The following is a 22,863-nucleotide window of genomic DNA, read 5'->3' on the forward strand; positions in this document are numbered from 1 at the left end:
GTCAGTCATCGTTGGCTGGTCGCCCAGTGGTCCTACGTGCCGGTAGCCTGCCACGCGGTGACCTCCCGCCGGAAGATGCCGAAACAGTGGCATTCACCTCCCGTTCGCATCCTCGCTGGCCGCTGCGGAGGACGTCTCAACCGGCGAGACTCCAGGCGATGCCGTCGAGGATGTCGTGCTCGGAGGCGACCACCGAGTCCATGCCGGCCCGCTCCATGATCACGCGGAGGACGAGGGCCCCGGCACCGATCACGTCGGCCCGGCCGGGGTGCATCACCGGGATGGCCAGCCGCTGCTCCCGGGTCAGGGTCAGCAGCCGCGCGGTCACCTCGGCCACCCGGTCGTACGACACGCGGGCGTGGTGGATGCGGGTCGGGTCGTACTCGGTGAGGTCCTGGGCGATCGCGACGACGGTGGTGACCGAACCGGCGAGCCCGACCAGGGTGGACGCCTCGCGTCCCGGCACGGCGGTGAGCGCCCGGTCCACCGCGACCGCGATGTCCGCCTGCGCGGCGGCGATCTCGTCGAGGCTGGGCGGGTCGCCGTGCAGGTGCCGCTCGGTCATCCGGACGCAGCCGATGTCCATCGAGATCGCGGCGTGCACGCCCGCGTCGCGGCTGCCGACGACGAACTCCGTCGAGCCGCCGCCGATGTCCACCACCAGGTACGGCGACTGCGCGTCGGCGGGCAGCCCGCGCACCGCGCCGGTGAAGGAGAGCCGGGCCTCCTCGTCGCCGCTCACCACTTCGGGCGGTACGCCGAGGATCTGCTCCACCATGGCCCGGAAGTCGGCGGCGTTCTCGGCGTCCCGGGTGGCCGAGGTGGCGCACATCCGGACCCGTTCGGCGCCCAGCTTCGCGATGTCGGTGGCGTAGTCGGTCAACGCGACCCGGGTCCGCTCGATCGCCTCCGGCGCCAGCCGACCGGTCGCATCCACCCCCTGACCGAGCCGCACGATCTCCATCCGCCGGGTCAGGTCGACCAGGGGTGCGGTCGAGCCCGCCGTCGGGTCGGGCAGGTCGGCGACCAGCAACCGGATGGAATTGGTTCCGCAGTCGATGGCGGCCACACGCGTCGTCACGTCGGTCACCCTATAGCGCCGCCGCGCCGCGAACGCCTGCTCGCCGGTACCGGCCGCGACCCGGCCCGACCGCGCTCGCTGGCGTCCCGCCCCGCCGGGGTCAGAGACGCAGCAGCATCCGGGTGTTGCCCAGGGTGTTCGGCTTGACCCGCTCCAGGTCGAGGAACTCGGCGACACCCTCGTCGTAGGAGCGCAGCAGCTGCTCGTAGACGGCGTGCGGCACCGGCGCACCGTCGATCTCGGTGAAGCCGAACGAGGCGAAGAAGCTGGTCTCGAAGGTCAGTACGAAGATCCGGGCCACGCCCAGCTCGCGGGCCGCGTCGATCAGCTCGGCGACGATCCGGTGCCCGATCCGCTGTCCCCGGCAGGACGGGTCGACGGCGACGGTACGGATCTCGGCCAGGTCCTCCCACATCACGTGCAGCGCGCCGCAGCCCACCACCCGGCCGTCGCCGACCCGGGTGGCCACCCGGAACTCCTGCACGTCCTCGTAGAGGGTCACGGTGGCCTTGCTGAGCAGCCGCCGGTCGTCGGTGTAGGTGTCCACCAGCCGCCGGATGGCCCGCACGTCCGCGGTGCGGGCCCGCCGGATCACGATGTCGTCGGGCACCGCCTGCGTCGCCTCCGCGGTCACTCGCTCTCCGGCACGTCGACGCAGCGCCCGGCCGTCCACCAGGGCTCGACCAGGTCGAGGGTCTCGTCACCGAACGGGTTGACTCCGGGCCCGGCGCCGAGTGCGTGGCCGAGGTGCACGTGCAGGCACTTCACCCGGCCCGGCATGCCGCCGGCCGAAATGCCGGCGATCTCCGGCACCTCGGCGATGGCGTCCCGGCGGGCCAGGTAGTCCTCGTGCGCGGCGCGGTAGCGGGCGGCCAGTTCCGGGTCGGTGGCCAGCCGGTCCGCCATCTCCCGCATCAGCCCGGCCGACTCCAGTCGGCTGCACGCGGCGGTGGCCCGGGGGCAGGTCAGGTAGTACAGCGTCGGGAACGGCGTGCCGTCGGCCAGCCGGGGGGTCGTCTCCACCACGTCGGGCAGGCCGCAGGGGCAGCGGTGGGCCACCGCACGGGTCCCCCGGGGCGGGCGGCCGAGCTGCGCGGCCACCGCGGCCAGGTCGGCGTCGGTGGCCGGCTCACGCTCGGGCCGGGGTACGGAAGCCGCCGCCGGCTCCGGCGGTGGTACGACAGTCACGGTGCCATCTCTCGTTCGGTGCTCATTCGTCCAGCTGCGGGGCGGTCTCGGCGTCGGTCTGCGCGGCGTCCGCGGCCCGCACACTCGACCAGAGGGTCTCGTACCAGGCGTCCGGCTCGACAGGTGCCGTCGGTTGCCCGCTCTCGCCCGCGTCCCGGGCCGCCCCGGCCGGATCCTCCAGCAGGATCACCATCTTCTCGCCGGGCCGACGCATGAAGAACCGCTCCCGGGCCTTCGTCTCGATGTACGCATCGTCCTGCCACTTCTCGGCCTGGCTGGTCAGCTCGGCGATCAACTCGCGCTGGGCCGCCTGCGCGGCCTCCATCCGTTCGATGTCGGCCTGCTGATCCAGGTAGACCCGGACCGGATAGGTGTAGGCCAACGCCAATGCGATCAACACCGCGATGAGGACGGTGGCGCGTCCGGTGAGACCTCGGGGTCGGGGGGCGGCCATCCGGGTCACCCCGCCGGCCGCCGCCCGCCTGGCGGCAGGCCGCTTGGCGGAGCGTACGCCCTCGGCACCGCGAGCGGCCGACGGCGCGCGACCGGCGGCCCGCGACTGCGCGCGCACCCCGCCGTCGCGAACCGTGCCCCGGCCGGTGCCAGGGCGAGCCGGCCGGCGGGCCGGTCGCTGACCACCCGGCGTGCGGCGCTGGTGCATCACACCCCTCCCCCGAGGTCTCGCATCGGCTCAGGCGGAACGGTAGCGCGGGAAAGCGCCCGCGCCGGCGTACCGCGCCGCGTCGGCCAGCTCCTCCTCGATCCGCAGCAGCTGGTTGTACTTCGCCACCCGGTCCGAGCGGGCCGGCGCACCGGTCTTGATCTGGCCGCAGCCGGTGGCCACCGCGAGGTCGGCGATGGTGGTGTCCTCGGTCTCGCCGGAACGGTGGCTCATCATGCACTTGAAGCCGGCCCGGTGGGCCAGGTCGACCGCGTCCAGCGTCTCGGTCAGCGAGCCGATCTGGTTGACCTTCACCAGGACGGCGTTCGCGGCCTTCTCGGCGATGCCCCGGGCGATGCGCTGCGGGTTGGTGACGAACAGGTCGTCGCCGACGATCTGGATCCGGTCGCCGACCGCGGCGGTCAGCGTCTGCCAGCCGGTCCAGTCGTCCTCGGCCAGCGGGTCCTCGATCGACACGATCGGGTACGCGTCGGCGAGCTTGGTGTAGTACTCGCTCATCTCCTCGGCGGTCTTGGCGACACCCTCGAAGGTGTACGTCCCGTCGGAGAAGAACTCGGTGGCCGCCACGTCGAGGGCGAAGACGATGTCGGTGCCGAGCCGGTAGCCGGCCTTCTCCACCGCCTCGGCGATCAGGTCCAGCGCGGCGGCGTTGGTGGGCAGGTTCGGGGCGAAGCCGCCCTCGTCACCGAGCCCGGTCGACAGGTCCTTCTTCTTCAGCACCGACTTCAGCGCGTGGTAGACCTCGGCACCGGAGCGCAGCGCCTCCCGGAAGCTCGGCGCGCCGATCGGCGCGATCATGAACTCCTGGATGTCGACGTTGCTGTCGGCGTGCGCCCCACCGTTGAGGATGTTCATCATCGGCACCGGCAGCAGGTGCGCGTTCGGCCCACCGAGGTAGCGGAACAGGCTCAGCTCGGCGCTGCCGGCCGCGGCCTTGGCCACCGCCAACGAGACCCCGAGGATGGCGTTGGCGCCCAGCTCGGCCTTGTTGTCGGTGCCGTCGATGTCGAGCATCTTCTGGTCGATGACCCGCTGCTCGCTGGCCTCGTAGCCGATCAGCTGGTCGACGATCCGGTCCTCGATGTTGGCGACCGCCTTCTCCACTCCCTTGCCCAGGTAGCGGCCCTTGTCACCGTCGCGCAGCTCGATCGCCTCGAAGGCGCCGGTCGAGGCGCCGGAAGGCACGGCCGCCCGGGAGATCGTCCCGTCGTCGAGCCCGACCTCGACCTCGACGGTCGGGTTACCCCGCGAGTCCAGGATCTCCCGAGCCTCGATTACCTCGATGGTTGCCACTGAGTCGCTCCTCTTGTGTGGTCTCGTCCGGTATCGGCCGCGACGGTGCGGCTGAGGCAGGTGTTGAACGCAGCGTATCGGTCCCCGCCTGCCCACACCGCGACCGGGCCGCACTGGTCCGTAGGGACGGGTCGGACATTCCCGGATTCTCGTGCGTCAACCGACAACGGGTTTGCACGAGCGGGATCCGATCGATCAGGCTGGTCACCATGCCCGCCCCCTCGGCCACCCTTCGTGCGCTGACCGCGTCAGCCGTCATGTTGCTCACCGTCACCGGCTGTCAGGCCCTGGACGACGCCGGGCGGGCCATGGGGCGGACCGACATCGTCAACGATCTGGCCGCCCGGATGGATCGGGCGCTGGAGCTGACCTACTCGGCGGAGTACCAGCTCGGCGGAGGACAGACCGCCCTCATCGCCCAGGACCCGGCCCGGTCGGCGTACGAGTGGCCGGGCGGGAAGTTGACGGTCACCGCCGAGGCGACCGCCCGCTGCGACACCGAGGGCAAACGTACGGTCTGCACCCTGCACGCCCCGCCCGCCGCGGACAGCAACCCGTCGACGGTCGTCTACGCCGCCGCCGAGCGGGAAGGTCTGGTCACCCCGCCGATGGTGATGGGGCTGCTGACCGCCGCCGGCCTGGACCCGGGCGCGGTGATCACCCAGAGCGGCACCACCGTCGCCGGTCTCCTCGCCACCTGCGTCGAGGTGCAGCAGGCCGTCGAGAACTTCTCCGCCTGCGTGACCGGTGAGGGGGCGCTGGGCAGCTTCACCGGCCGGGTCGACGGGGAGCCGGTGGAGCTGGCGTTGAGCCGATTCCAGGAGCAGGTCGACGGGGCGACCTTCGAGCTGCCGCAGGGCGCCGGGATCGTGGACCGCCGTCGGGCCGGCTCCTGAGCCTCACCACCCCAGCAGGGTGCGCAGGTGGCGCGGCGGCGGGCAGTTGTGCGCCAACATCGCGTCGTGCCAGTCGCGGATCGACACCTCGGCCGGGCGGGCTGCGGCGATCTCCGCCACCTCGCTGTAGCCGACGAAGTAGGTGGACAGCTGGGTGGAGGTGAGCAGGGCCCGTCGCCACTTGCCCGCCGCCTCGCCCTCCTCCTGGAAGCCGCGTCCGGTCAGCAGCGCCATCGCCTCGCCCTCGGGCAGTTCCTCGGCGTGCACCAACTGGTCGAGCAGCGCGTTGAGGGTCATCCGCAGCTGCATCTTGAGCTGCTGCAGACGCACTGGCAGGCCACCGAAGCCGTGCTCGGCCATCACCTGCTCGGCGTAGACCGCCCAGCCCTCGGTGAACGGACCGGAACGAGTGAGCGCCCGGACCCGGGTGGAGCCGACGTGACGGCGGGCGTGGGCGAGCTGAAGGAAGTGTCCCGGCATCGCCTCGTGCACGGTCAGGTTGCGGATCATGTGGTCGTTGTACTCGCGGTAGAACGAGTCGACCCGGTGCGCCGGCCAGTCCGCCGGGGTGGGGGCGATGCAGTAGAACGTGGGCACCTCTGCCGTCTCCAGCGCACCGGGCGCGTCGCAGTAGGCCACCGCCACGCCCCGGGCGAACTCCGGCATCACCTGGATCACGCACCTGTCGTCCGGCACCGTCACCAGGTCGTGGGCGCGGACGAAGTCGCTCGCCTCGTCCATGGTGATCGAGGCCAGGTCGACGATGGTGTGGTCGTCCGGGTGCTCGGCGGCGAGCAGGTCCAGGGCTCGGCGTACCGTCTCGTCGTCGGCCGGGCCGCCGACCAGCTCGACCGCCGCCGCGCGGATCTCCTCGCCGACCCGGTCCAGGTTCGCCCAGGCGCGGCGCTGGATCTCGGCGGCGCTCAGCTCGGTGTCGAGGGCGTACCACAGCCGCGCCTCCCACCGGCGTCGGCCCAGTCGCGGGTCGCGACCGGGCCCGGTGTCGGCGGCCAGGCCGGCGCGCAGCCAGGCGACGAACTCCTCCAGCGCGGCGATCGCGCCGGTGGCCGCCGGTTCGACCTGGTCCAGCAACGCCGGCGCCTGTTCGAGCAGCGCCGGCACCTCGTCGCGGATCAGCGCGGCGGTGCCGGTGAACTGCCCGACGGCCGTCTCGGCGTGCACGCGAGGCATGTCACGCAGCGTCGCGCGCGCGGTGGCCAGCGCATCCGGTACGGCGGTCAGCCGACCGACCAGCGCGGTCAGCCGTTGCTCGGCCGGCGCGTACGGCCGCACGAACAGCCCGTTCAGCAGTGGCCCGGGATTGTGCACGAGCGGATTCCACTCATGCTCACGGATCTCGGTCAGCTCGAACAACTGCCGGTCGACGAGCGTGGACAGCAACGCATGGTCCACCCGCTCCTCGACATCAAGGGAATCCCCATCAATCTCACACAACACACTCGCCGCGTCCACCAGCATCGCCCGATCCCCCGCGACAGCGTCAGCACTCAGATCCGGCAACCGATCATCAACCCGATGATCCCCCGCCACCGCCGCCAACCCCGGCCGACTGACCAGCAGCGCCTCAACAATCCGCTCCGCCACCACCCCAAACGGTTCCACCCCCCGACCCTACCCACCGGGCCCGGCCCCCGCCGCCAGCTCGTTGATCAAGAAGTTTGCGTCTCTCGGGGCACCGATTCAGACGCAAAGCTCTTGATCAACTCGATGGGTCGGGGGGCGGTGGGGGTGTGGGGTGGGATTTGGTGGTGGAGAGGGTTTGGGCGTACGCCAGGGTGGTGCGGCGGAGGGCTGATTCGGGGTCGAGGCCGGCTGCCTGGGCTTCGGCCACTGTGGATAGGAGGGCGGCGCCGAGGGCGGATTCGGCGTCCGGCTGCGTCTGGGGTGGGGGTAGTGGGGCGGTGAGGGTGGCGCGGGTGGCGCGGTCGAGGATCTGGGCGGCGAGGGAGAGGGCGGGTTGGCTGAGGGCGATGCCGTCCAGCACTGATGTGCGGGACTTTTCGGCCTGCTTGATCCGTTCCCAGTTGGCGGTGATCTCTTCCAGGGTGCCTGCCTCGGCACCGGCGAAGACGTGCGGGTTGCGGCGGATCATCTTGTCGACCAGGCCGCCGGCCACGTCGTCGATGGTCCACCGCTCGTCCTCGGGCAGTTCCTCGGCCAGCCGGGCGTGCAGCACCACCTGGAGCAGCACGTCGCCCAACTCCTCGCGGAGCGAGTCGGTGTCCGAGGCGACGATCGCGTCGTACGCCTCGTAGCACTCCTCCAGCAGGAAGCCGGCCAGGCTCTGGTGGGTCTGCGCCCGCTTCCAGGGATCGCCACCGGGCGAGAGCAGCCGGTCCAGCACCGCCACCGCGTCGAGCAGCCGGGCACCGGGCGGATCCCAGGAGCCGTACATCAGCTCCATCTCGGCCAGGCCCGGCTCCCGGGCCAGCCGCAGGCCGAGTTCCCGGGCCAGCGCCTCGTCACCGGCCGGACCGGCCAACCAGACCACCGTGTCGTGGGCCGCCGCGGCGTCCAGCAGCGCCGGCACCGCCGGGCCGTCCGGCACCCGCACCTGCCCGCCCGCCGACCGGATCGCCGTGGCCAGCTCACTCTCCGCCCCGGCCAACACCACAGCCGTGCGTACGACATCCCAGGCGGCTGCCGTCAGCAGACCGGCCGGCAACCGGGGTGAGGTCACCAGCAGGACGATCCGCGGCATGCTCAGCCGTGCCCGTGACCCGCGTCGTCCCCTTCGGCCGCCTGGTCCGACGCCGGCTGCGGCTTCGGGGTGGAGACGTCGGTGACCGCCGTGGAGGCGGGCTCACCGAGCGGCACACCCACCGCGACGATCGGAGTCGCACCCGAGAAGCTCAACACCGGGAACACCAGCGGACGGTAACGGGGGTTGACCGTCACGTCGTACGCCTCGACCGCCTCGGCCAGCGAGTTGCGGTTGGCCAGCGCGTAGCGCAGCTGCTCACCGTCGAGCTGGCTGGCGGCTTGCTCCACGGTCACCTCGGCCGGCACCGCGCCGGCCCGCTTGCCGGCGTTCACCAGCTCGGTCAGCTCCTGCTGGGTCGGGGCCACCGGCTCGCCGACCGGGATGCCGGACAGGCAGCTGTAGAGCTCGGCGGTGCGCCGCACGTACTCGGTCTCGGGGTTCATGCCGACACCCTGGGCGATCTGCGCCGGGTCGACGGCGTTCTGCGGCCGGTAGTTCTCGGCGGCGGAGACCCGCTCGCACACCTCGCTGAGCACCAGGACGCTCACCACCTCGCTGCGCCCGGGCAGCCGCGGCTGCTGCCCCGGCATGGCCGCGTCCTCCTCGGTCGGCGCCGGGTTCTTCGCCCGCGCGTCGTCGATCAGCGCGGTGACCGCGTCCTCGGTGACCGAGTGATCACCGATGTAGGCGGCGACACCGGGTTCGGAACGACAGCCGGAGAGGGCAACCAGGCCGACCGCCACGCTGGCGACGGCGACAAGACGGCGAGCACGCATCCCGTCACTCTCTCATGACCGGTTCCCGCCCTGGCTGGGAGGGTTCCGCCGGAACCGACTGGCGGGTCAGCGGGCTCCGGCGGTGGCCGGCTGGGCGGCGGTGGGTGCACCGAGGACGTCGGAGAGCAGCTGGGCGCACCAGTCCAGCAGGGCCTGGTCGCGCAGCGGCTCCCCGCCGATCCGGCGGGTCGTCGGACGCGGGACGCTGACCTGGTCCAACGCGGTCTTGTAGACCGAGTCGGGGTGGTAGCGCTTGAGCCGCATCTGCTTCGAGTCGGGCAGCGGCAGCGGGCTGAAACGCAGGTGCTTGCCCTGCACGCTGACGTCGGTCAGGCCGTAACGACGGGCCAGCAGCCGGAACCGCGCCACCGCGATCAGGTTCTGCACCGGGGCGGGTGGTTCGCCGTACCGGTCGGTCATCTCGGCGGCCACCTCACGCAGCCGCTCCTCGTCTCGGGCCTCGGCGAGTTTGCGGTACATCTCCAGGCGCAGCCGTTCCACGCCCACGTAGTCGTGGGGCAGGTGCGCGTCCACCGGCAAGTCGATCTTGACGTCGATTTCCTCCTCGGGCTGCTCGCCCTTGAACGCCGACACCGCCTCGCCGACCATCCGGACGTACAGGTCGAAGCCGACGCCCTCGATGTGCCCGGACTGCTCGCCGCCGAGCAGGTTGCCGGCGCCCCGGATCTCCAGGTCCTTCATCGCCACGTACATGCCGGCGCCCAACTCGGTGTGCTGGGCGATGGTGGCCAGCCGCTCGTGCGCGTGCTCGGTGAGCGGCTTGTCCGGCGGGTAGAGGAAGTACGCGTACGCCCGCTCCCGGCCCCGGCCCACCCGGCCCCGGATCTGGTGCAGCTGGGCCAGGCCGAGCAGGTCGGCCCGCTCCACGATCAGGGTGTTGGCGTTCGGAATGTCGATGCCGGACTCGACGATCGTGGTGCAGACCAGGACGTCGAACTCCTTCTCCCAGAAGCCGACCATGACCTTTTCCAGGGCCTCCTCGCCCATCTGGCCGTGCGCCACCGCGACCCGCGCCTCGGGCACCAGTTCCCGCAGCTTGCGGGCGGTCCGCTCGATCGACTCGACCCGGTTGTGCAGGTAGAAGACCTGGCCGTCGCGGAGCAACTCGCGGTGGATCGCGGCGGCCACCTGCCGGTCGTCGTACGCCCCGACGGCGGTGAGCACCGGATGCCGCTCCTCCGGCGGGGTGGCGATTGTCGACATCTCCCGGATACCGGTGATCGCCATCTCCAGGGTTCGCGGGATCGGGGTGGCCGACATGCTCAGCACGTCCACGGCCGCCCGCATCGACTTCAGGTGTTCCTTGTGCTCGACACCGAAACGCTGCTCCTCGTCGACGATGACCAGCCCCAACGACTTGAACCGGGTGGCGGCCTGCAACAGCCGGTGGGTGCCGATGACGATGTCCGCGGTGCCGTTGGCCACCATCTCCAGCGTCTGCTCGGCCTCCTTCGGCGTCTGGAACCGGGACAGCTGCCGGATCGTCACCGGGAACTGGCTCATCCGCTCGGCGAACGTGTTGTAGTGCTGCTGCACCAGCAGGGTGGTCGGCACCAGCACGGCGACCTGCTTGCCGTCCTGCACCGCCTTGAACGCCGCCCGTACCGCGATCTCGGTCTTGCCGTAGCCGACGTCGCCGCAGATCAGCCGGTCCATCGGGACGCTCTGCTCCATGTCCCGCTTGACCTCGTCGATGGCGGCGAGCTGGTCGGGCGTCTCCTGCCAGGGGAAGGCGTCCTCCAACTCCCGCTGCCACGGCGTGTCCGGCCCGAAGTTGTGCCCCTTGGACGCTTTGCGGGCGGCGTAGAGCTGGATCAGCTGGGCGGCGATCTCCTTGACCGCCTTGCGGGCCCGCGCCTTGGACTTCTGCCAGTCCGAGCCGCCCATCTTGTGCAGGGTGGGCTGCTCGCCGCCGACGTACCGGCTGAGCTGGTCGAGCTGGTCGGTGGGGACGAAGAGGCGGTCGCCCGGCTGGCCGCGCTTGCTCGGGGCGTACTCGATGACCAGGTATTCGCGGGACGCGCCGTTGACCGTGCGCTGCACCAGTTCCACGTACCGGCCGATGCCGTGCTGCTCGTGCACCACGTGGTCACCGGCGCGCAGCTCCAGCGGGTCGATGGTGTTGCGCCGCCGGCTCGGCATCTTGCGCATGTCCCGGGTCGAGGCGCCCCGACCACCGGTGACGTCGTTGCCGGTGAGCAGCACGAACCGGGCCGCCTCGTCGACGAAACCACCGGTCAGACTGCCGCAGGTGACCAGCAGCTCGCCGGCGGCGGGGGCGGCCGGCACCTGCTCGGTCATCCTGGCCCCCAGGCCACCGTCGCGCAGCACCTCCACGGCCCGCTGGGCGGGACCGTGCCCCTCGAAGACCAGCGCGATCGACCAGCCTTCGCCGGCCCACCGCTTGAGGTCGTCGACCACCCGGGCGGTCTCACCGTGGTAGAGCGGTGCCGGCTGGGCGGCAAGCGTCACCGCGATCGCGTCGTCGGGGGTGATGTCGACCGTGTCCGGTTCGTCCTCCCACGGTTGCCGGGCAGTCACGGCACCCGGCTCGGCCAGCCCGAACGGGGACAGCGTCCACCAGGGCTGGCGCAGGGTCGCGGCGTGTGCGCGTACGTCGGCCAGGGTCCGGAAGGCGGCGGCGCCGAGGTCGATCGGGGCCTGGCCGCCGACGGCGGCCGCGGCCCAGCTGGCCGCCAGGAACTCGTCCGAGGTACGCACCAGGTCGTGCGCCCGGGTGCGGATCCGCTCCGGATCGCAGAGCAGGACGTGGGTGCCCTTGGGCATGCAGTCCAGCAGCAACTCCATCGAGTCCGCGCCGATCAGCGCCGGGGCCAGGGACTCCATCCCCTCCACCGGTACGCCGCCGGCCAGCTTGTCCAGGATCTCGGCCAGCTCCGGGTGTTGCTGCGCCAGCGCGGCGGCCCGCTCGCGTACCGCCGGGGTGAGCAGCAGTTCCCGGCAGGGCGGCGCCCAGAGCTGCGGAACCTGCTCGATGGTGCGTTGGTCGGCGACGGCGAAGGTGCGGATCTCCTCCACCTCGTCGCCCCAGAACTCGACCCGGGACGGGTGCTCGTCGGTGGGCGGGAAGACGTCCAGGATGCCGCCGCGCACGGCGAACTCGCCCCGCTTGGTGACCAGGTCGACCCGCGCGTACGCCATGTCGGTCAACCGGCGGGCGACCTGCTCCAGGTCGGCCTCGTCCCCGGCGGACAGCCGCACCGGCTCCAGGTCACCGAGCCCTTTGAGCTGCGGTTGCAGCAGCGACCGCACCGGCGCGACGACCACCCGCAACGGTCCGGTACGCCCGTGCGCGTCGGTCGACTCCGGGTGCGAGAGCCGGCGCAGCACGGCCAGCCGCCGGCCCACGGTGTCGGAGCGTGGCGAGAGCCGCTCGTGCGGCAGCGTCTCCCAGCTCGGGAAGATCGCCACCTGCTCGGCCGGCAGCAGCGTGCCCAGCGCGGCGACCAGATCCTCGGCCTCACGACTGGTCGCCGTCACCGCCAGCACCGGCCGCCCCGCACCGCCACCCTGCTTGCCGCCGCCCTGCTTGCCGCCGCCCTGCTTGTCGGCGTTGGTTCCGGGGGTGGGGTCGGCCGCGACGGCGGCTACCGCGAACGGGCGCAGTGCCGGCGGGGCGGTCAGGTCGAGCCCGTCGACCTGGGCCGCACCGGAGCGTGCCAGGTCACGGACCCGCGCCAGACCCGGGTCGGCAAGGGCGGCGGCGAACAGTCCGGTGAGCGCAGTCATGATCACTTCCGAGGCGAGGACACGACGAGCACCCCGCGTCCGACCGGACGGGGGGTCATACCGGTCGACACTATCTCTCCGGGCCGACGATCCCGCGCCGTCCACGGCTGTTGCCGTGCTCCGGCTCACCCCGCACCGGCCGGCGGACCTTGACGCTGCCACCGGTCTGTGATCGGCTGCCCCCGCTGGACGGAGATGTGGCACGCACTTCGACGTTACGGGCGTTTCGTCGACGGCGGCCCACACCCCGGTTGCCGTGCAGGCCCCCCGCGGACGGCACCTTCCCTCCCCGGCGCTGACGCCCGTATCCACCGGAGACCGGAGAACCGTGAGCAACCCGCCACCCGGCTACCCACCCCCACCGCCACCGTACGGCGGCCAGCCCTGGGGTCCTCCCCCGCCCTCGGCGCCCATGGCCGCGCACATTCCCGAGGACCAGCCCTTCGTCGTACGCCCCAACCTCGCCAAGCGGGCGCTGATCTTCGGCGGCCTCACCCTGCTGTTCAGCATCCCGGTAGCTGCCTGCGCCAGCCTCAGCATCCTGGATTCCGCCGATCCCGACCTGCGCGAGAACGCCGCCTTCGGCATCCTGGGCCTGCTGGGCTGCCTACTCGCGCTGAGCGCCATCCCGATCGGGATCCAGCTGTTTCTGATCGGCCGGCACCCGGTGCTGGCGCTGAGCCCGGCCGGGCTGTGGATCCGCACCCGACCCACCCGCGGCCAGGCGGTCTGGTTGCCCTGGGAGGCCATCGCGCAGATCTCCCGCCGCCGCTGGACCTTCGAGAAGATGCTCGTGGTCAAGCCCCACGATCCCCGGATCCTGCCGAAGGCCGGCTTCTACACGGCGCTGGACAGTGCGGCGCTGAGCGCCCTGCACGGTTCCGGCCTGGTCGCCACCCTCAACTTCGCCGACAAGTCCGAGGCGGAGATCCTCGCCGCCGTCGCCCACTTCAGCGCCAACCGCTGCCACCTCACCTGAGGGCACTCTCGGGGGCGTTGATCGACTCCGTTACACCGAAACGGCGGCTTCCCGCCCCTGCAACCCCGCCACTACGCCGAAACGGCGGCTGCGCCCCGCTACAGACCCGCCGTTGCGCCGAAACGGCGGCTTCCCATCCCAGCCGGATCCCGCCACTACGCCGATACGGCGGCTTTCGCCGCTGCGCACCCGGCGAAGCAACGGTGCCTCAGTAGCGGACGGAGATGCGGCGGGCCAGGGGGTCGACGCGGACCTGGCCGCCGAAGGGGATGATCAACTGAGGGTCGGTGTGGCCGAAGTCCACGTCGAAGACCAGCACCGCGTCCGGGGCGTACTCGGCGAAGGCCCGACTGACCGCGGCCCGCTGCTCCTGGGCGTACGCCGTCTTCTCGGACGGGGTGAGCCGGCGGCCGAACTCCCACGCCTTGGCGCGGCCGACCAGCGCGGCGGGGAAGCCGGCCAGCAGGCCGCGCTCGCCGAGGTTGCGCAGGATCCGGTAGACCTCGACGGCCGGCGGCAACTCCTCGGAGGTCTCCATCAGGAAGACCGAGCCGTGCAGTGACTCCGCCGGGGCGACCCGGTCGGCGGCGAGCAGCCAGTGCAGCACCTCCAGGTTGCCACCCCAGGTGCGGCCCTCGACCACCGTCGCCGGGCCCTGCCAGTGCCAACCGGTGCCGGGGAACATCACCGGCTCGTCCGCCAGGCAGTCGGGGTCGTTCCAGTCGTTCGGCTCGTCGCCCCACTGCGGCGCCGGGGTGAGGTCGTACCAGCCGGAGCCGAACAGTGCCGCGCGCAGCGAGTCGGCGGTGAGCGGTTGCAGCGCGCCGGGTCTGCCGAGGTGCACCAGCACCGAGCCGCCGTGGTAGCTCACCATTCCCAGCCGGTGCAGGTGGTTGAGCACGTTCGTGTTGTCCGAGTACCCGAAGTAGGGCTTCGGATTGGCCCGCAGCACCTCGTCGTCCAGGTGCGGGGTGACGGTGATCAGGTCGTCGCCGCCGACGGTGGCCAGGACGGCGGTGATGCTCGGGTCGGCGAAGGCGGCGGTCAGGTCGCGGGCGCGGGCCCGCGGGTCGGCACCCGTGATCCGGGTGGTCGGGTACTCCACCGGTTCCAGGCCGAACTCCTCGCGCAATCGACGCAGTCCCAACTCGTACACGTGCGGGAAGACGGCTGGCAGACCGGCCGAGGGTGAGACGACCGCGACGCGGTCGCCGGGCCGGGGTTTGGGCGGGTAGATCAACGCTGACACGCCCCGACGGTACGGCGTGGGATTGATCACCGCAGCCCGGTCCCGGCGGGCCGCGCCCGGTGTCCGCTCACGGCGACACCACCGCCCCGACCAGCGCTGACAGTCGATCTGCGGCACCGTGTGAGGTTGAGAGCGGACCGGCACCGCGCGGAAAGCGATAAGCCGGGTCCCCTCCTTTCAGCCGGGCCGACGCGGATACGATCGGGGGAAGTCGGACAGCGCTGTCCTTCGCACTACCGTGAGGAGCGCATGGTGACCGACCAGCACGATCACGACGGCCCCGACGCCGCCCTGCGCGCCGACATCCGCAGGCTGGGCACCCTGCTCGGGCAGACCCTGGCGCGCCAGGAGGGCCGGCCGCTGCTCGACCTCGTGGAGGAGATCCGCGCCCAGGTCCGTACCGACGCCCCGGCCGCCGCGCGCCGCCTCGGCGGGTTGGACGTGACCACCGGTACGAAGCTGGCTCGCGCCTTCTCCACCTACTTCCACCTGGCCAACATCACCGAGCAGGTGCATCGGGCCCGCGACCTGCGTCGGCGTCGGGCGGTGCAGGGTGGCTGGCTGGACCAGGCGGCCAAGATGATCTCCGAGCGGGGGGTACCGGCGGAGGAGATCGCAGCGGTGGCCCGCCGGTTGGCGATCCGGCCGGTCTTCACCGCGCACCCGACCGAGGCGGCCCGCCGGTCGATCCTGTCGAAGCTGCGTGCCATCGCCGACGAGTTGGACACCGAGACCGCGAACGCGATCCTCTACGGTGCCAGCGACGAGGGCCCGGCGAACCGTCGGCTGGCCGAGTTGCTCGACCTGATGTGGCAGACCGACGAGCTGCGGCTGGACCGGCCCGATCCGACCGACGAGGCCCGCAACGCCATCTACTACCTGCGCGACCTGTACGCCGAGGCCGCCCCGCAGGTGCTCGACGACCTCGCCGAGACGCTGCGCACCCTCGGCGTGGAGACCTCACCGACGGCCCGCCCGTTGACCTTCGGCACCTGGATCGGCGGCGACCGCGACGGCAACCCGTTCGTCACCCCGACGGTCACCCGGGAGGTGCTGGCCATCCAGCACGAGCACGGGCTGACCGCCACCGAGGCCGCGATGGAAGAGCTGATCAACGAGGTGTCAGTGTCCCGCCGGCTGCGCGGGGTGTCGCTGGATCTGTCCGCCAGCCTCGCCGCCGACCTGGACGCGCTGCCCGAGGTGGCGCCCCGGTTCCGCCGGGTCAACGCGGAGGAGCCGTACCGGCTCAAGGCCCGGTGCGTACGCGCCAAGCTGGCCAACACCCGTGCCCGGCTGCGCCAGGGCACCCCGCACGTGCCGGGGCGGGACTACCGGGGCTCGGCCGAGCTGATCGCCGACCTGGAGCTGCTGCGCGCCTCGCTGGCCCGCAACTCCGGTCAGCTCACCGCCGTCGGGCGGCTCGCCTCGACCATCCGTACGGTCTCCGCGTTCGGCCTGCACCTGGCGACCATGGACGTGCGGGAGCACGCCGAGAAGCACCACGAGGTGCTGGCCCAGCTGTACGCGGCGGTCGGCGAGGTCGACGACTACCCGGCGCTGACCCGGCTGGAGCGCACCAAGCTGCTCGCCGACGAGCTGACCGGCCGCCGACCGCTGTCGGCTGCGGACACTCCGCTGTCCGAGTCGGCCCGCAAGACGTTCGACGTGTTCAGCACCATCCGCGAGGCGCAGGACCGGTTCGGCAGCGAGGTCATCGAGTCGTACATCATCTCGATGACCCTCGGGGTCGACGACGTGCTCGCCGCCGTGGTGCTGGCCCGCGAGGCGGGGCTGGTCGACGTGCACAGCGGGCGGGCACGCATCGGCATCGTGCCGCTGCTGGAGACCCCCGCCGAGTTGAACGCCGGTGGTGAGCTGCTCGACGAGTTGCTGTCGCTGCCCGCGTACCGGGCGCTGGTGGCGGCCCGGGGGGACGTGCAGGAGGTGATGCTGGGCTACTCCGACTCCAACAAGGAGGCCGGCATCACCACCAGCCAGTGGTCCATCCACCGGGCGCAGCGGGCGCTGCGGGACGTGGCCGCCCGGCACGGTGTGCACCTGCGGCTGTTCCACGGCCGGGGCGGCACGGTGGGTCGCGGCGGTGGGCCCACGCACGACGCGATCCTGGCCCAGCCGTACGGCACCCTCGACGGCGCGATCAAGGTGACCGAGCAGGGCGAGGTGATCTCCGACAAGTACACCCTGCCGGCGCTGGCCCGGGAGAACCTGGAGCTGACCGTGGCCGCCGTGCTCCAGGCCACCCTGCTGCACACCGCGCCCCGGCAGCCCGCCGAGATGCTGGAGCGCTGGGACGCCACGATGGATGTGGTCTCCTCCTCGGCCTACCGGTCGTACCGCTCGCTGGTGGAGGATCCGGATCTGCCGGCGTACTTCTGGGCGTCCACGCCCACCGAGCTGCTCGGCGCGTTGAACATCGGCTCCCGGCCGGCGAAGCGGCCGAACACCGGGGCCGGGCTGTCCGGGCTGCGGGCCATCCCGTGGGTGTTCGGCTGGACCCAGACCCGGCAGATCGTGCCCGGCTGGTACGGCGTGGGCTCCGGTCTGGCCGCCGCCCGGGAGGCCGGGCTGGCCGACGTACTGGCCGAGATGCACCGCAACTGGCACTTCTTCCGCACGTTCCTGTCGAACGTGGAGATGATGCTGACCAAGACCGACCTCGGCATCGCCCGGCGGTACGTGGAGACCCTGGTCCCGAAGAAGCTGCACCCGATCTTCGACAAGATCGAGGCGGAGTACGAGTTGACCCGGCGCGAGGTGCTGGCCGTCACCGACTCACCGGACCTGTTGGAGAACGCCCCCGTGCTGCAACGCACCCTCGCGGTGCGCGACACCTACCTGGAGCCCCTGCACCACCTCCAGGTAGCCCTGCTACGGCAGTACCGCGACTCCGGCGCCGCCGGCCGCGCAGTGGTCACCGCCCCCGGCGGCCGCCGAGCCCCCAACGACGGCACAGCCCTGGAGCGCGCCCTGCTCACCACCGTCAACGGCATCGCCGCCGGCATGCGCAACACCGGCTGACGCCGACGTCATCGAGCGAAACAGCGAACCGGCCCGAGCAACAGCTTGGGCCGGTTCGCCGTTCACGAGCTCTCAGACGGCCGCCGGTAGCGCCTCCATGGCCATGGCGAGCGAGCCGAGCAGGGCGGCGTCCTGCGCGAACGCCGACAGGACGATCTCCGGCCGGTACGGCAGCGCGTGGGTGAGCCGCTCGATGAGCAACTCCCGGACCACCTCGTTGCCGGCGACGCTGCCGACCAGCACGATCCGGTGCGGGTCGAGCAGCAGGCAGCAGGTGACGAGGTGGCGGGCCAACTCGTCGACGCGCAGGCGCAGCTCGTCCCGGAACCGGCCAGGTTGGGTCGCGGCGGCGCAGAGCGCGGCGGCCTGCCCGGTCAGCCCGAGGCGCTGTGCCAACTCGTCCAGGGCCCGACCGGAGAAGGTCGCCTCCAGCATCGGCTCCAGGCCGGTGGGCCAACTGTGGTCGGTCAGGCCGTAGGCGATCTCGCCGGCCGCGCCGTGGTGTCCGGCGATCACCTCGCCGCCGATCGTCACCGCTGCGGCCACGCCGGTCCCGAGCCCGATCACCAGGCCCGGATCGACGCCCCGCAACGCGCCGAGGCGCAGCTCGGCGTAGGCGGCCGCGTTGAGGTCGTTTGCCACCCGTACGGAGGCCACTCCCAGGTGGGCGCGGACCGCCTCGGCGAGGCGCAACTGCTCCCAACCGGGGACGTTCGGGGCCAGTTCGATGGAGTGGTCGTGGACCACCCCGGGAGAGGCGATGCCGGCTGCCACGAGCGTGCCGCCCGTACTGTCGGCGAGTTCCCGCGCCCGGTCGAGCGCCCGGGTCAGAGCCTGCTGCGCGCCCTGCTCGGCGTTGGTCGGCAGGCGCTCGGAGACGAGCAGCCGACCATCGACGTCACCCACGCCGATCGCCATCTTCGTGCCGCCGAAGTCGATCCCGAGCAGTCGCGGGTTTGCCGGTTGTTCCATGGTGATGTCAAATCGCCCTTCGGGCCGTCGGTCCAGCTGGTTCTGTGGTCGCGGTGACACAACTGCCGCTGTCACACGATGCTGTGTCTGCTGCCCGGTCACGGGCTCACCCTCGCCCCGACCGCCTCGGCCAGAGCCGCGTCGGCACGGTGCAGCCGTTCCCGCAGGGCATCCGCCCGCGCTGCCACATCGTCCATTATCGACCGCAGCTGCGCCACCTGCTCCCGAACTGCAGTCTCGCCCGGGCCGTCGGCCTGGGCGCGGCGGAGCACGAACTCGGGGCGGACGGCGGCGGCCAGCAGGTCACTGATCGCGACCTCGTCGAGCTGGTCGGCGATGCCGAGGTCGACCGCCGCGGTACGGACGTCGTCGACGGTCCAGGTGGCGGGCGCACCGGCCCGTACCAGCCGGCCGAGCAGCGAGTGGGCGCCCCGGAACGGTACGCCGTGGCGGGCCAGCGCGTCGGCGGCGGCGGTCGTGGTGGCACCGGAGGCGACGATCTCCTCGCTGGTCGGCGGACGCAGCGGATCCAGTTCCGCGATCAGCCCGCCGAGCAGGTTGAAGAACCGGTACGCCCGGTCGTCGCTGTCCCAGAGCCGGGCCTGCACGTCGGTGGTGGCGTTGTTGGAGTCCTCCCACCAGGCGGCGCCGACGTTGTTGAGCACGCTGGCGGCGTCGGCCGCGGCAGCGCCGGCCATCGACACCAGGTGTTCCAGGACGACCGGGTTGCGCTTCTGCGGCATGATGCTGCTGCCCTGGGTGAACGAGCCGGGGGTGACCACCCAGCCCCAGGTCAGCCAGTCCATCAGGGTACGGGCCAGCCGGGCCCCGGTGGCCAGTGACTGCGCGTTGAGGGTGGCGACCCGCACCAGGTGATCGGCACCGGCCACCGCCTCGTAGGAGTTGACGATGAGCCGCTCGAAGCCGAGCAGGTCGGCCAGGCGACGGGGCGAGATGTCCAGGTCGGTGCCGGCGAACGCGCACGAGCCCAGGGGCGAGCGGTTCATCTCGTCGAGCAGGTCGGCGTAGGCGACACCCTCACCGGCCAACGCCTCGGCGTAGCCGGCGAAGACGTGCCCGATGCTGGTCGGCTGGGCCGGGCGTCGGTGGGTGTAGCCGGTGACCACCACGTCGGCGTGCCGATCGGCCCGGTCCAGCACGGTCCGACCGGTCGCCAGCACCGCGTCGAGCACTGCGAGCAGCTGGTCGCGCAGCACCATCCGGAACACCCCGGCGTCGAGGTCGTTACGGCTGCGGGCGAGTTGCACGCTGAGCTGGGACGGCTCCACCCCGCAGGCGGCGGCGAGACGCTTCTCCAGCGTGTAGTAGACGTCCTCGACGCTGCCGTCGTAGTCGAGGTCCTCGGGTCGGTCCTGGGCAAGGACGAGCAGGCCACGCAGCATCATCGCGGCGGAGTCGGCGGGGATCAGCCCCTGCTCGGCGAGCATGACGACGTGGGCCTGGCTGGCCTTGACCATGGCCGGATACAGGTTGGCGGCGTGATGCTCGAACACAACGCGCAGATGGTGCTGTTGGTACGTGGTCAGTGACGGGGTCATGGTGGCCTCCCAATGTGGTCCGTTGTCCTGCGCAGCCGACGAGTGGGTCATCCGACCGCCTGGTCCGACCTACCGCTCCCGTCAGGTCGGTCGGACCAGGTCGGCCGGCCGGACCAGCCCTGCTGGTCCGTCCCTGGCGGGCTGGGTAACGGTGCCGCCAGCCACGCCTCGATCACCTCACGCAGCCGCGCGCCGGCCAGGTGGCGGATCTGTTGCCCGGCCGCCTCGCTGGCCAGCGAGACATGACCCGACCAGCCCTGCCATGGGTCGGGCCGCGACTCGATGAGCACGTACGGGTACGGGGTGGGCAGCTTCGGTTTCGGCGGCAGGTCCGGGGTGGCGGACAGGTGCACCGCCTCGGGGTCGAAGGCGAGCACGGCCGAACTCTCGTACGCCCCGCCGTGTCCCCGGGCCGGCAGGGCACCGAAGATCTCGCCCGTCTCGTCCGGGCCGACCAGCTGGAACCAGTTGACCAGCAGCAGGCTCGCCAGGCGCCGGCCGGACACCCATTCCATCGCGGCACGGACCGTGGAGAGGTTGGCGTCGTGGCCGTTGACCACGAGCAGCCGGGGGAAGCCCGCCTCGACGATGCCGGTGAGCACGTCGCTGAGGTAGCCCACGGCGATCTCGGGTCGCAGCGCCACCGTGCCCGGCCAGGGCCGGGTCTGGCCGGGGCAGGCGGCGTACGGTGCGGCGGGAAAGAGCACGGCGCGGGCCGTGCCGGTGGCCAGTTCCCCGGCGAACCCCTCGGCGAGCAGCAGGTCGGTGCCGAGCGGCAGGTGCGGACCGTGCCACTCGACGGCACCGACCGGCAGCACCGCGAGGTCGGCCGACTCGGCCACGGCGGCCAGGGCGTGGCCGGGTACCCGGGTGATCGGGAGCAGTCCGCCCTCGGCCTTCCAGCGTTCGATCAGTTCGTCCACTGCTCGGCCCTCCGGGTCGCGGTGCGGCTGCTCTCCAGTCGGCCCGAGAACCACATCACCACGAAGATCAGCGCCACCTGGAGCATGCCGTAGGCCGCGGCGGTGCCGAGTTCGAACGAGTACATCCGGTTGTTGATCGCCACCGAGATCGGCACCGTCGAGGAGGTGTAGATCAGCACCGAGGCGACGAACTCGCCGACACCGTGCACGAAGGCCAGCAACGCGCCGGCCAGCACGCCGGGCAGCATCAGCCGTACGGTGATGGTGTAGAAGGCCCGCAGCCAGGAGGCGCCGAGGTTACGGGCGGCCTCCTCCAGCGACGGGTCGATCAGCGCCAGCGCCGCGGAGCTGGACCGGAACACGATCGGCAGGAACCGTACGAAGTAGGCCAGCGGCAGGATCCAGAAGGTGCCGATCAGCACCTGCCCGAAGCTGAACGCGTTGCCGGTGCTGAAGGCCGAGATCAGGTTGATCGCGACGACCGTGCCCGGCAGCGCCCAGGCGATCATGACCGCCACGTCGAGCAGCCCTCGGCCGATGAACTTCAGGCGCCGCACGGCGTAGGCGACGAGCACACCGATCACCACGCAGCCGACGGCCGCGAGCAGGCTCATCTGCAGCGAGTTGAGGATCGGCTCGAACGCCTTGGGGTCGGAGAAGATGGTGACGAAGTTGTCAAGGGTGTACGTCTCCGGCAGCACCTGGGTGGTCCAGGTCCGGTTCTCGGAGAAGGCCACGAGGGCGATCGTGGCGACCGGGGCGAGCAGCACCATGGTGGCCAGTACCGAGGCGACCGGGGCGAGCCACCGGCCGATCGGGTTGGTCAGCTCCCGACGGTTCGCCGAGATGCCCTTCGACTGCGACTGGTAGCTGCGCCGACCCTCGTACCACCGCATCGCCAGCAGGAAGATGATGGAGACGATGCCCAGCACCGAGGCGTACGCCGAGGCCATCGGCAGGTCGCCGTTGGTCCGGTTGATGTAGATCTGCATCGTCATGGTCTGGCTGACGTTGAACAGCAGTGGCGCGGTGTACGAGGCCAACGAGGTCATGAAGACCAGCAGCGACGCCGAGACCATCGCCGGGGTGAGCATCGGCAGCAGGACGGTGCGCCAGACCCGTACCCGGCCGGCACCGAGGTTGTAGGCCGCCTCCTCGACCGAGGGGTCCATCCCGGCGAGCGCCGCGGCGGCGGCCAGGTAGAAGAAGGGGTACATGGTGAAGGTGTGCACCACCAGCACCCCGGCGATCCCGTCGAAGGCCATGATCGGCCGTTCGGTGCCGAAGAGCGCCTGCAACCCTCGGGGCACGATGCCGATGTTGCTGTAGAGCAGCTGGAACGACACGGCGCCGATCAGCGGCGGCAGGGCGGCCGGCACCAGGATGATCGCCTCGATGAGGCGACGGCCCCGGAAGCTGAACCGCTTGAGCAGGAACGCCATCGTCACGCCGACGATGCCGCAGAGCAGCACGCTCGCCGCCGAGATGAACAGCGAGGTGAACAGCGACTCCCGGGCGACCCCGGAGGAGGTGAAGAACTGCAGGTAGTTGCGGGTGCCGTTCTCGCTGACGCTCTCCGAGAAGGTGGCGAACATCGGGTGCACGACGTAGCCGTAGAGCACCAGGACCAGCGGCAGCACGAGCAGGTACGGGAACCACTGTGAGTTGGTGCCGCCGGCCAGACGCTGACGCAGCCAGGCCAGCCGGGGCGGGGCGGTTTCGGGCATTGC

General features: G+C 71.6%; 17 protein-coding genes. 3 read left to right on the forward strand and 14 right to left on the reverse strand.

Features of this window, described 5'->3' with window-relative positions:
* Positions 1 to 136: 136 nt before the first annotated feature.
* From JMF97_RS21990 to eno, 5 genes are all read right to left on the reverse strand, one after another.
* Positions 137 to 1,069 (reverse strand): Ppx/GppA phosphatase family protein, encoded by a 933-nt coding sequence (locus JMF97_RS21990; RefSeq protein WP_203223462.1) that lies wholly within the window; start codon positions 1,067 to 1,069, stop codon positions 137 to 139.
* Between the two features lie 112 nt (positions 1,070 to 1,181).
* Positions 1,182 to 1,715 (reverse strand): amino-acid N-acetyltransferase, encoded by a 534-nt coding sequence (locus tag JMF97_RS21995; RefSeq protein WP_307817046.1) that lies wholly within the window; start codon positions 1,713 to 1,715, stop codon positions 1,182 to 1,184.
* The gene (locus JMF97_RS22000; RefSeq protein ID WP_203223262.1) at positions 1,712 to 2,269 is read right to left on the reverse strand and encodes a DUF501 domain-containing protein; all 558 of its coding nucleotides are present in this window, start codon (positions 2,267 to 2,269) and stop codon (positions 1,712 to 1,714) included. Before JMF97_RS22000 ends, JMF97_RS21995 begins: the two co-directional genes overlap by 4 nt.
* 22 nt (positions 2,270 to 2,291) lie before the next feature.
* Positions 2,292 to 2,930: an FtsB family cell division protein gene (locus JMF97_RS22005; protein WP_013731625.1), complete on the reverse strand. Its 639-nt coding sequence runs from the start codon at positions 2,928 to 2,930 to the stop codon at positions 2,292 to 2,294.
* A 30-nt stretch (positions 2,931 to 2,960) separates the two neighbouring features.
* Positions 2,961 to 4,244, reverse strand: a complete 1,284-nt coding sequence (gene eno, locus JMF97_RS22010; RefSeq protein WP_013731624.1) for a phosphopyruvate hydratase — start codon at positions 4,242 to 4,244, stop codon at positions 2,961 to 2,963.
* A gap of 209 nt (positions 4,245 to 4,453) precedes the next feature.
* Between eno and JMF97_RS22015 the strand changes: the two genes are divergently transcribed.
* The gene (locus tag JMF97_RS22015) at positions 4,454 to 5,140 is read left to right on the forward strand and encodes a hypothetical protein (protein ID WP_013731623.1); all 687 of its coding nucleotides are present in this window, start codon (positions 4,454 to 4,456) and stop codon (positions 5,138 to 5,140) included.
* A 3-nt stretch (positions 5,141 to 5,143) separates the two neighbouring features.
* On the opposite strand, the gene JMF97_RS22020 is transcribed toward JMF97_RS22015, so the two are convergent.
* From JMF97_RS22020 to mfd, 4 genes are all read right to left on the reverse strand, one after another.
* Positions 5,144 to 6,763 (reverse strand): DUF885 domain-containing protein, encoded by a 1,620-nt coding sequence (locus tag JMF97_RS22020; RefSeq protein ID WP_203223263.1) that lies wholly within the window; start codon positions 6,761 to 6,763, stop codon positions 5,144 to 5,146.
* A gap of 97 nt (positions 6,764 to 6,860) precedes the next feature.
* Positions 6,861 to 7,862 carry a nucleoside triphosphate pyrophosphohydrolase gene (locus tag JMF97_RS22025; RefSeq protein ID WP_203223264.1) on the reverse strand — a complete coding sequence of 334 codons (1,002 nt, stop codon included), beginning with the start codon at positions 7,860 to 7,862 and terminating at the stop codon, positions 6,861 to 6,863.
* A 2-nt stretch (positions 7,863 to 7,864) separates the two neighbouring features.
* Positions 7,865 to 8,641, reverse strand: a complete 777-nt coding sequence (locus tag JMF97_RS22030) for a hypothetical protein (RefSeq protein WP_203223265.1) — start codon at positions 8,639 to 8,641, stop codon at positions 7,865 to 7,867.
* A gap of 66 nt (positions 8,642 to 8,707) precedes the next feature.
* Positions 8,708 to 12,412, reverse strand: coding sequence for a transcription-repair coupling factor (gene mfd, locus JMF97_RS22035; RefSeq protein ID WP_203223266.1), 3,705 nt, complete (start codon positions 12,410 to 12,412; stop codon positions 8,708 to 8,710).
* Positions 12,413 to 12,740: 328 nt separating this feature from the next.
* On the opposite strand from mfd, the gene JMF97_RS22040 reads away from it, so the two are divergent.
* Complete coding sequence (locus JMF97_RS22040; RefSeq protein ID WP_203223267.1) at positions 12,741 to 13,391, forward strand: hypothetical protein; 651 nt, start codon at positions 12,741 to 12,743, stop codon at positions 13,389 to 13,391.
* Between the two features lie 208 nt (positions 13,392 to 13,599).
* Here JMF97_RS22040 and JMF97_RS22045 read toward each other — a convergent pair whose 3' ends face one another.
* The gene (locus tag JMF97_RS22045) at positions 13,600 to 14,640 is read right to left on the reverse strand and encodes a S66 family peptidase (RefSeq protein ID WP_203223268.1); all 1,041 of its coding nucleotides are present in this window, start codon (positions 14,638 to 14,640) and stop codon (positions 13,600 to 13,602) included.
* 252 nt (positions 14,641 to 14,892) lie between these two features.
* Between JMF97_RS22045 and ppc the strand changes: the two genes are divergently transcribed.
* A complete protein-coding gene (gene ppc, locus JMF97_RS22050) occupies positions 14,893 to 17,679 on the forward strand; it encodes a phosphoenolpyruvate carboxylase (RefSeq protein WP_203223269.1) in 2,787 nt (928 codons plus the stop codon).
* A gap of 72 nt (positions 17,680 to 17,751) precedes the next feature.
* On the opposite strand, the gene JMF97_RS22055 is transcribed toward ppc, so the two are convergent.
* The 4 genes from JMF97_RS22055 to JMF97_RS22070 all read right to left on the reverse strand — a co-directional run bounded on the left by JMF97_RS22055 (position 17,752) and on the right by JMF97_RS22070 (position 22,860).
* A complete protein-coding gene (locus tag JMF97_RS22055; protein WP_203223270.1) occupies positions 17,752 to 18,651 on the reverse strand; it encodes an ROK family protein in 900 nt (299 codons plus the stop codon).
* 98 nt (positions 18,652 to 18,749) lie between these two features.
* The gene (locus JMF97_RS22060) at positions 18,750 to 20,210 is read right to left on the reverse strand and encodes an argininosuccinate lyase (RefSeq protein WP_203223271.1); all 1,461 of its coding nucleotides are present in this window, start codon (positions 20,208 to 20,210) and stop codon (positions 18,750 to 18,752) included.
* 47 nt (positions 20,211 to 20,257) lie between these two features.
* Positions 20,258 to 21,133, reverse strand: coding sequence for a creatininase family protein (locus JMF97_RS22065; protein WP_203223272.1), 876 nt, complete (start codon positions 21,131 to 21,133; stop codon positions 20,258 to 20,260).
* Entirely contained in the window at positions 21,121 to 22,860 is a 1,740-nt protein-coding gene (locus tag JMF97_RS22070; RefSeq protein WP_203223464.1) for an ABC transporter permease, read from the reverse strand. The genes JMF97_RS22065 and JMF97_RS22070 overlap by 13 nt, the downstream gene beginning before the upstream one ends.
* Between the last annotated feature and the right edge of the window lie 3 nt (positions 22,861 to 22,863).

The organism is Micromonospora fiedleri (assembly GCF_016774385.1).
GTDB lineage: Bacteria > Actinomycetota > Actinomycetes > Mycobacteriales > Micromonosporaceae > Micromonospora > Micromonospora gifhornensis.

Coding starts and splice junctions, on each gene's coding strand:
- JMF97_RS22070 (WP_203223464.1), bottom strand. CDS start 22,860: ATGCCCGAAACCGCCCCGCCCCGGCTGGCCTGGCTGCGTCAGCGTCTG.
- JMF97_RS22055 (WP_203223270.1), bottom strand. CDS start 18,651: ATGGAACAACCGGCAAACCCGCGACTGCTCGGGATCGACTTCGGCGGC.
- JMF97_RS22025 (WP_203223264.1), bottom strand. CDS start 7,862: ATGCCGCGGATCGTCCTGCTGGTGACCTCACCCCGGTTGCCGGCCGGT.
- JMF97_RS22005 (WP_013731625.1), bottom strand. CDS start 2,930: ATGCACCAGCGCCGCACGCCGGGTGGTCAGCGACCGGCCCGCCGGCCG.
- JMF97_RS22030 (WP_203223265.1), bottom strand. CDS start 8,641: ATGCGTGCTCGCCGTCTTGTCGCCGTCGCCAGCGTGGCGGTCGGCCTG.
- JMF97_RS22060 (WP_203223271.1), bottom strand. CDS start 20,210: ATGACCCCGTCACTGACCACGTACCAACAGCACCATCTGCGCGTTGTG.
- mfd (WP_203223266.1), bottom strand. CDS start 12,412: ATGACTGCGCTCACCGGACTGTTCGCCGCCGCCCTTGCCGACCCGGGT.
- JMF97_RS22015 (WP_013731623.1), top strand. CDS start 4,454: ATGCCCGCCCCCTCGGCCACCCTTCGTGCGCTGACCGCGTCAGCCGTC.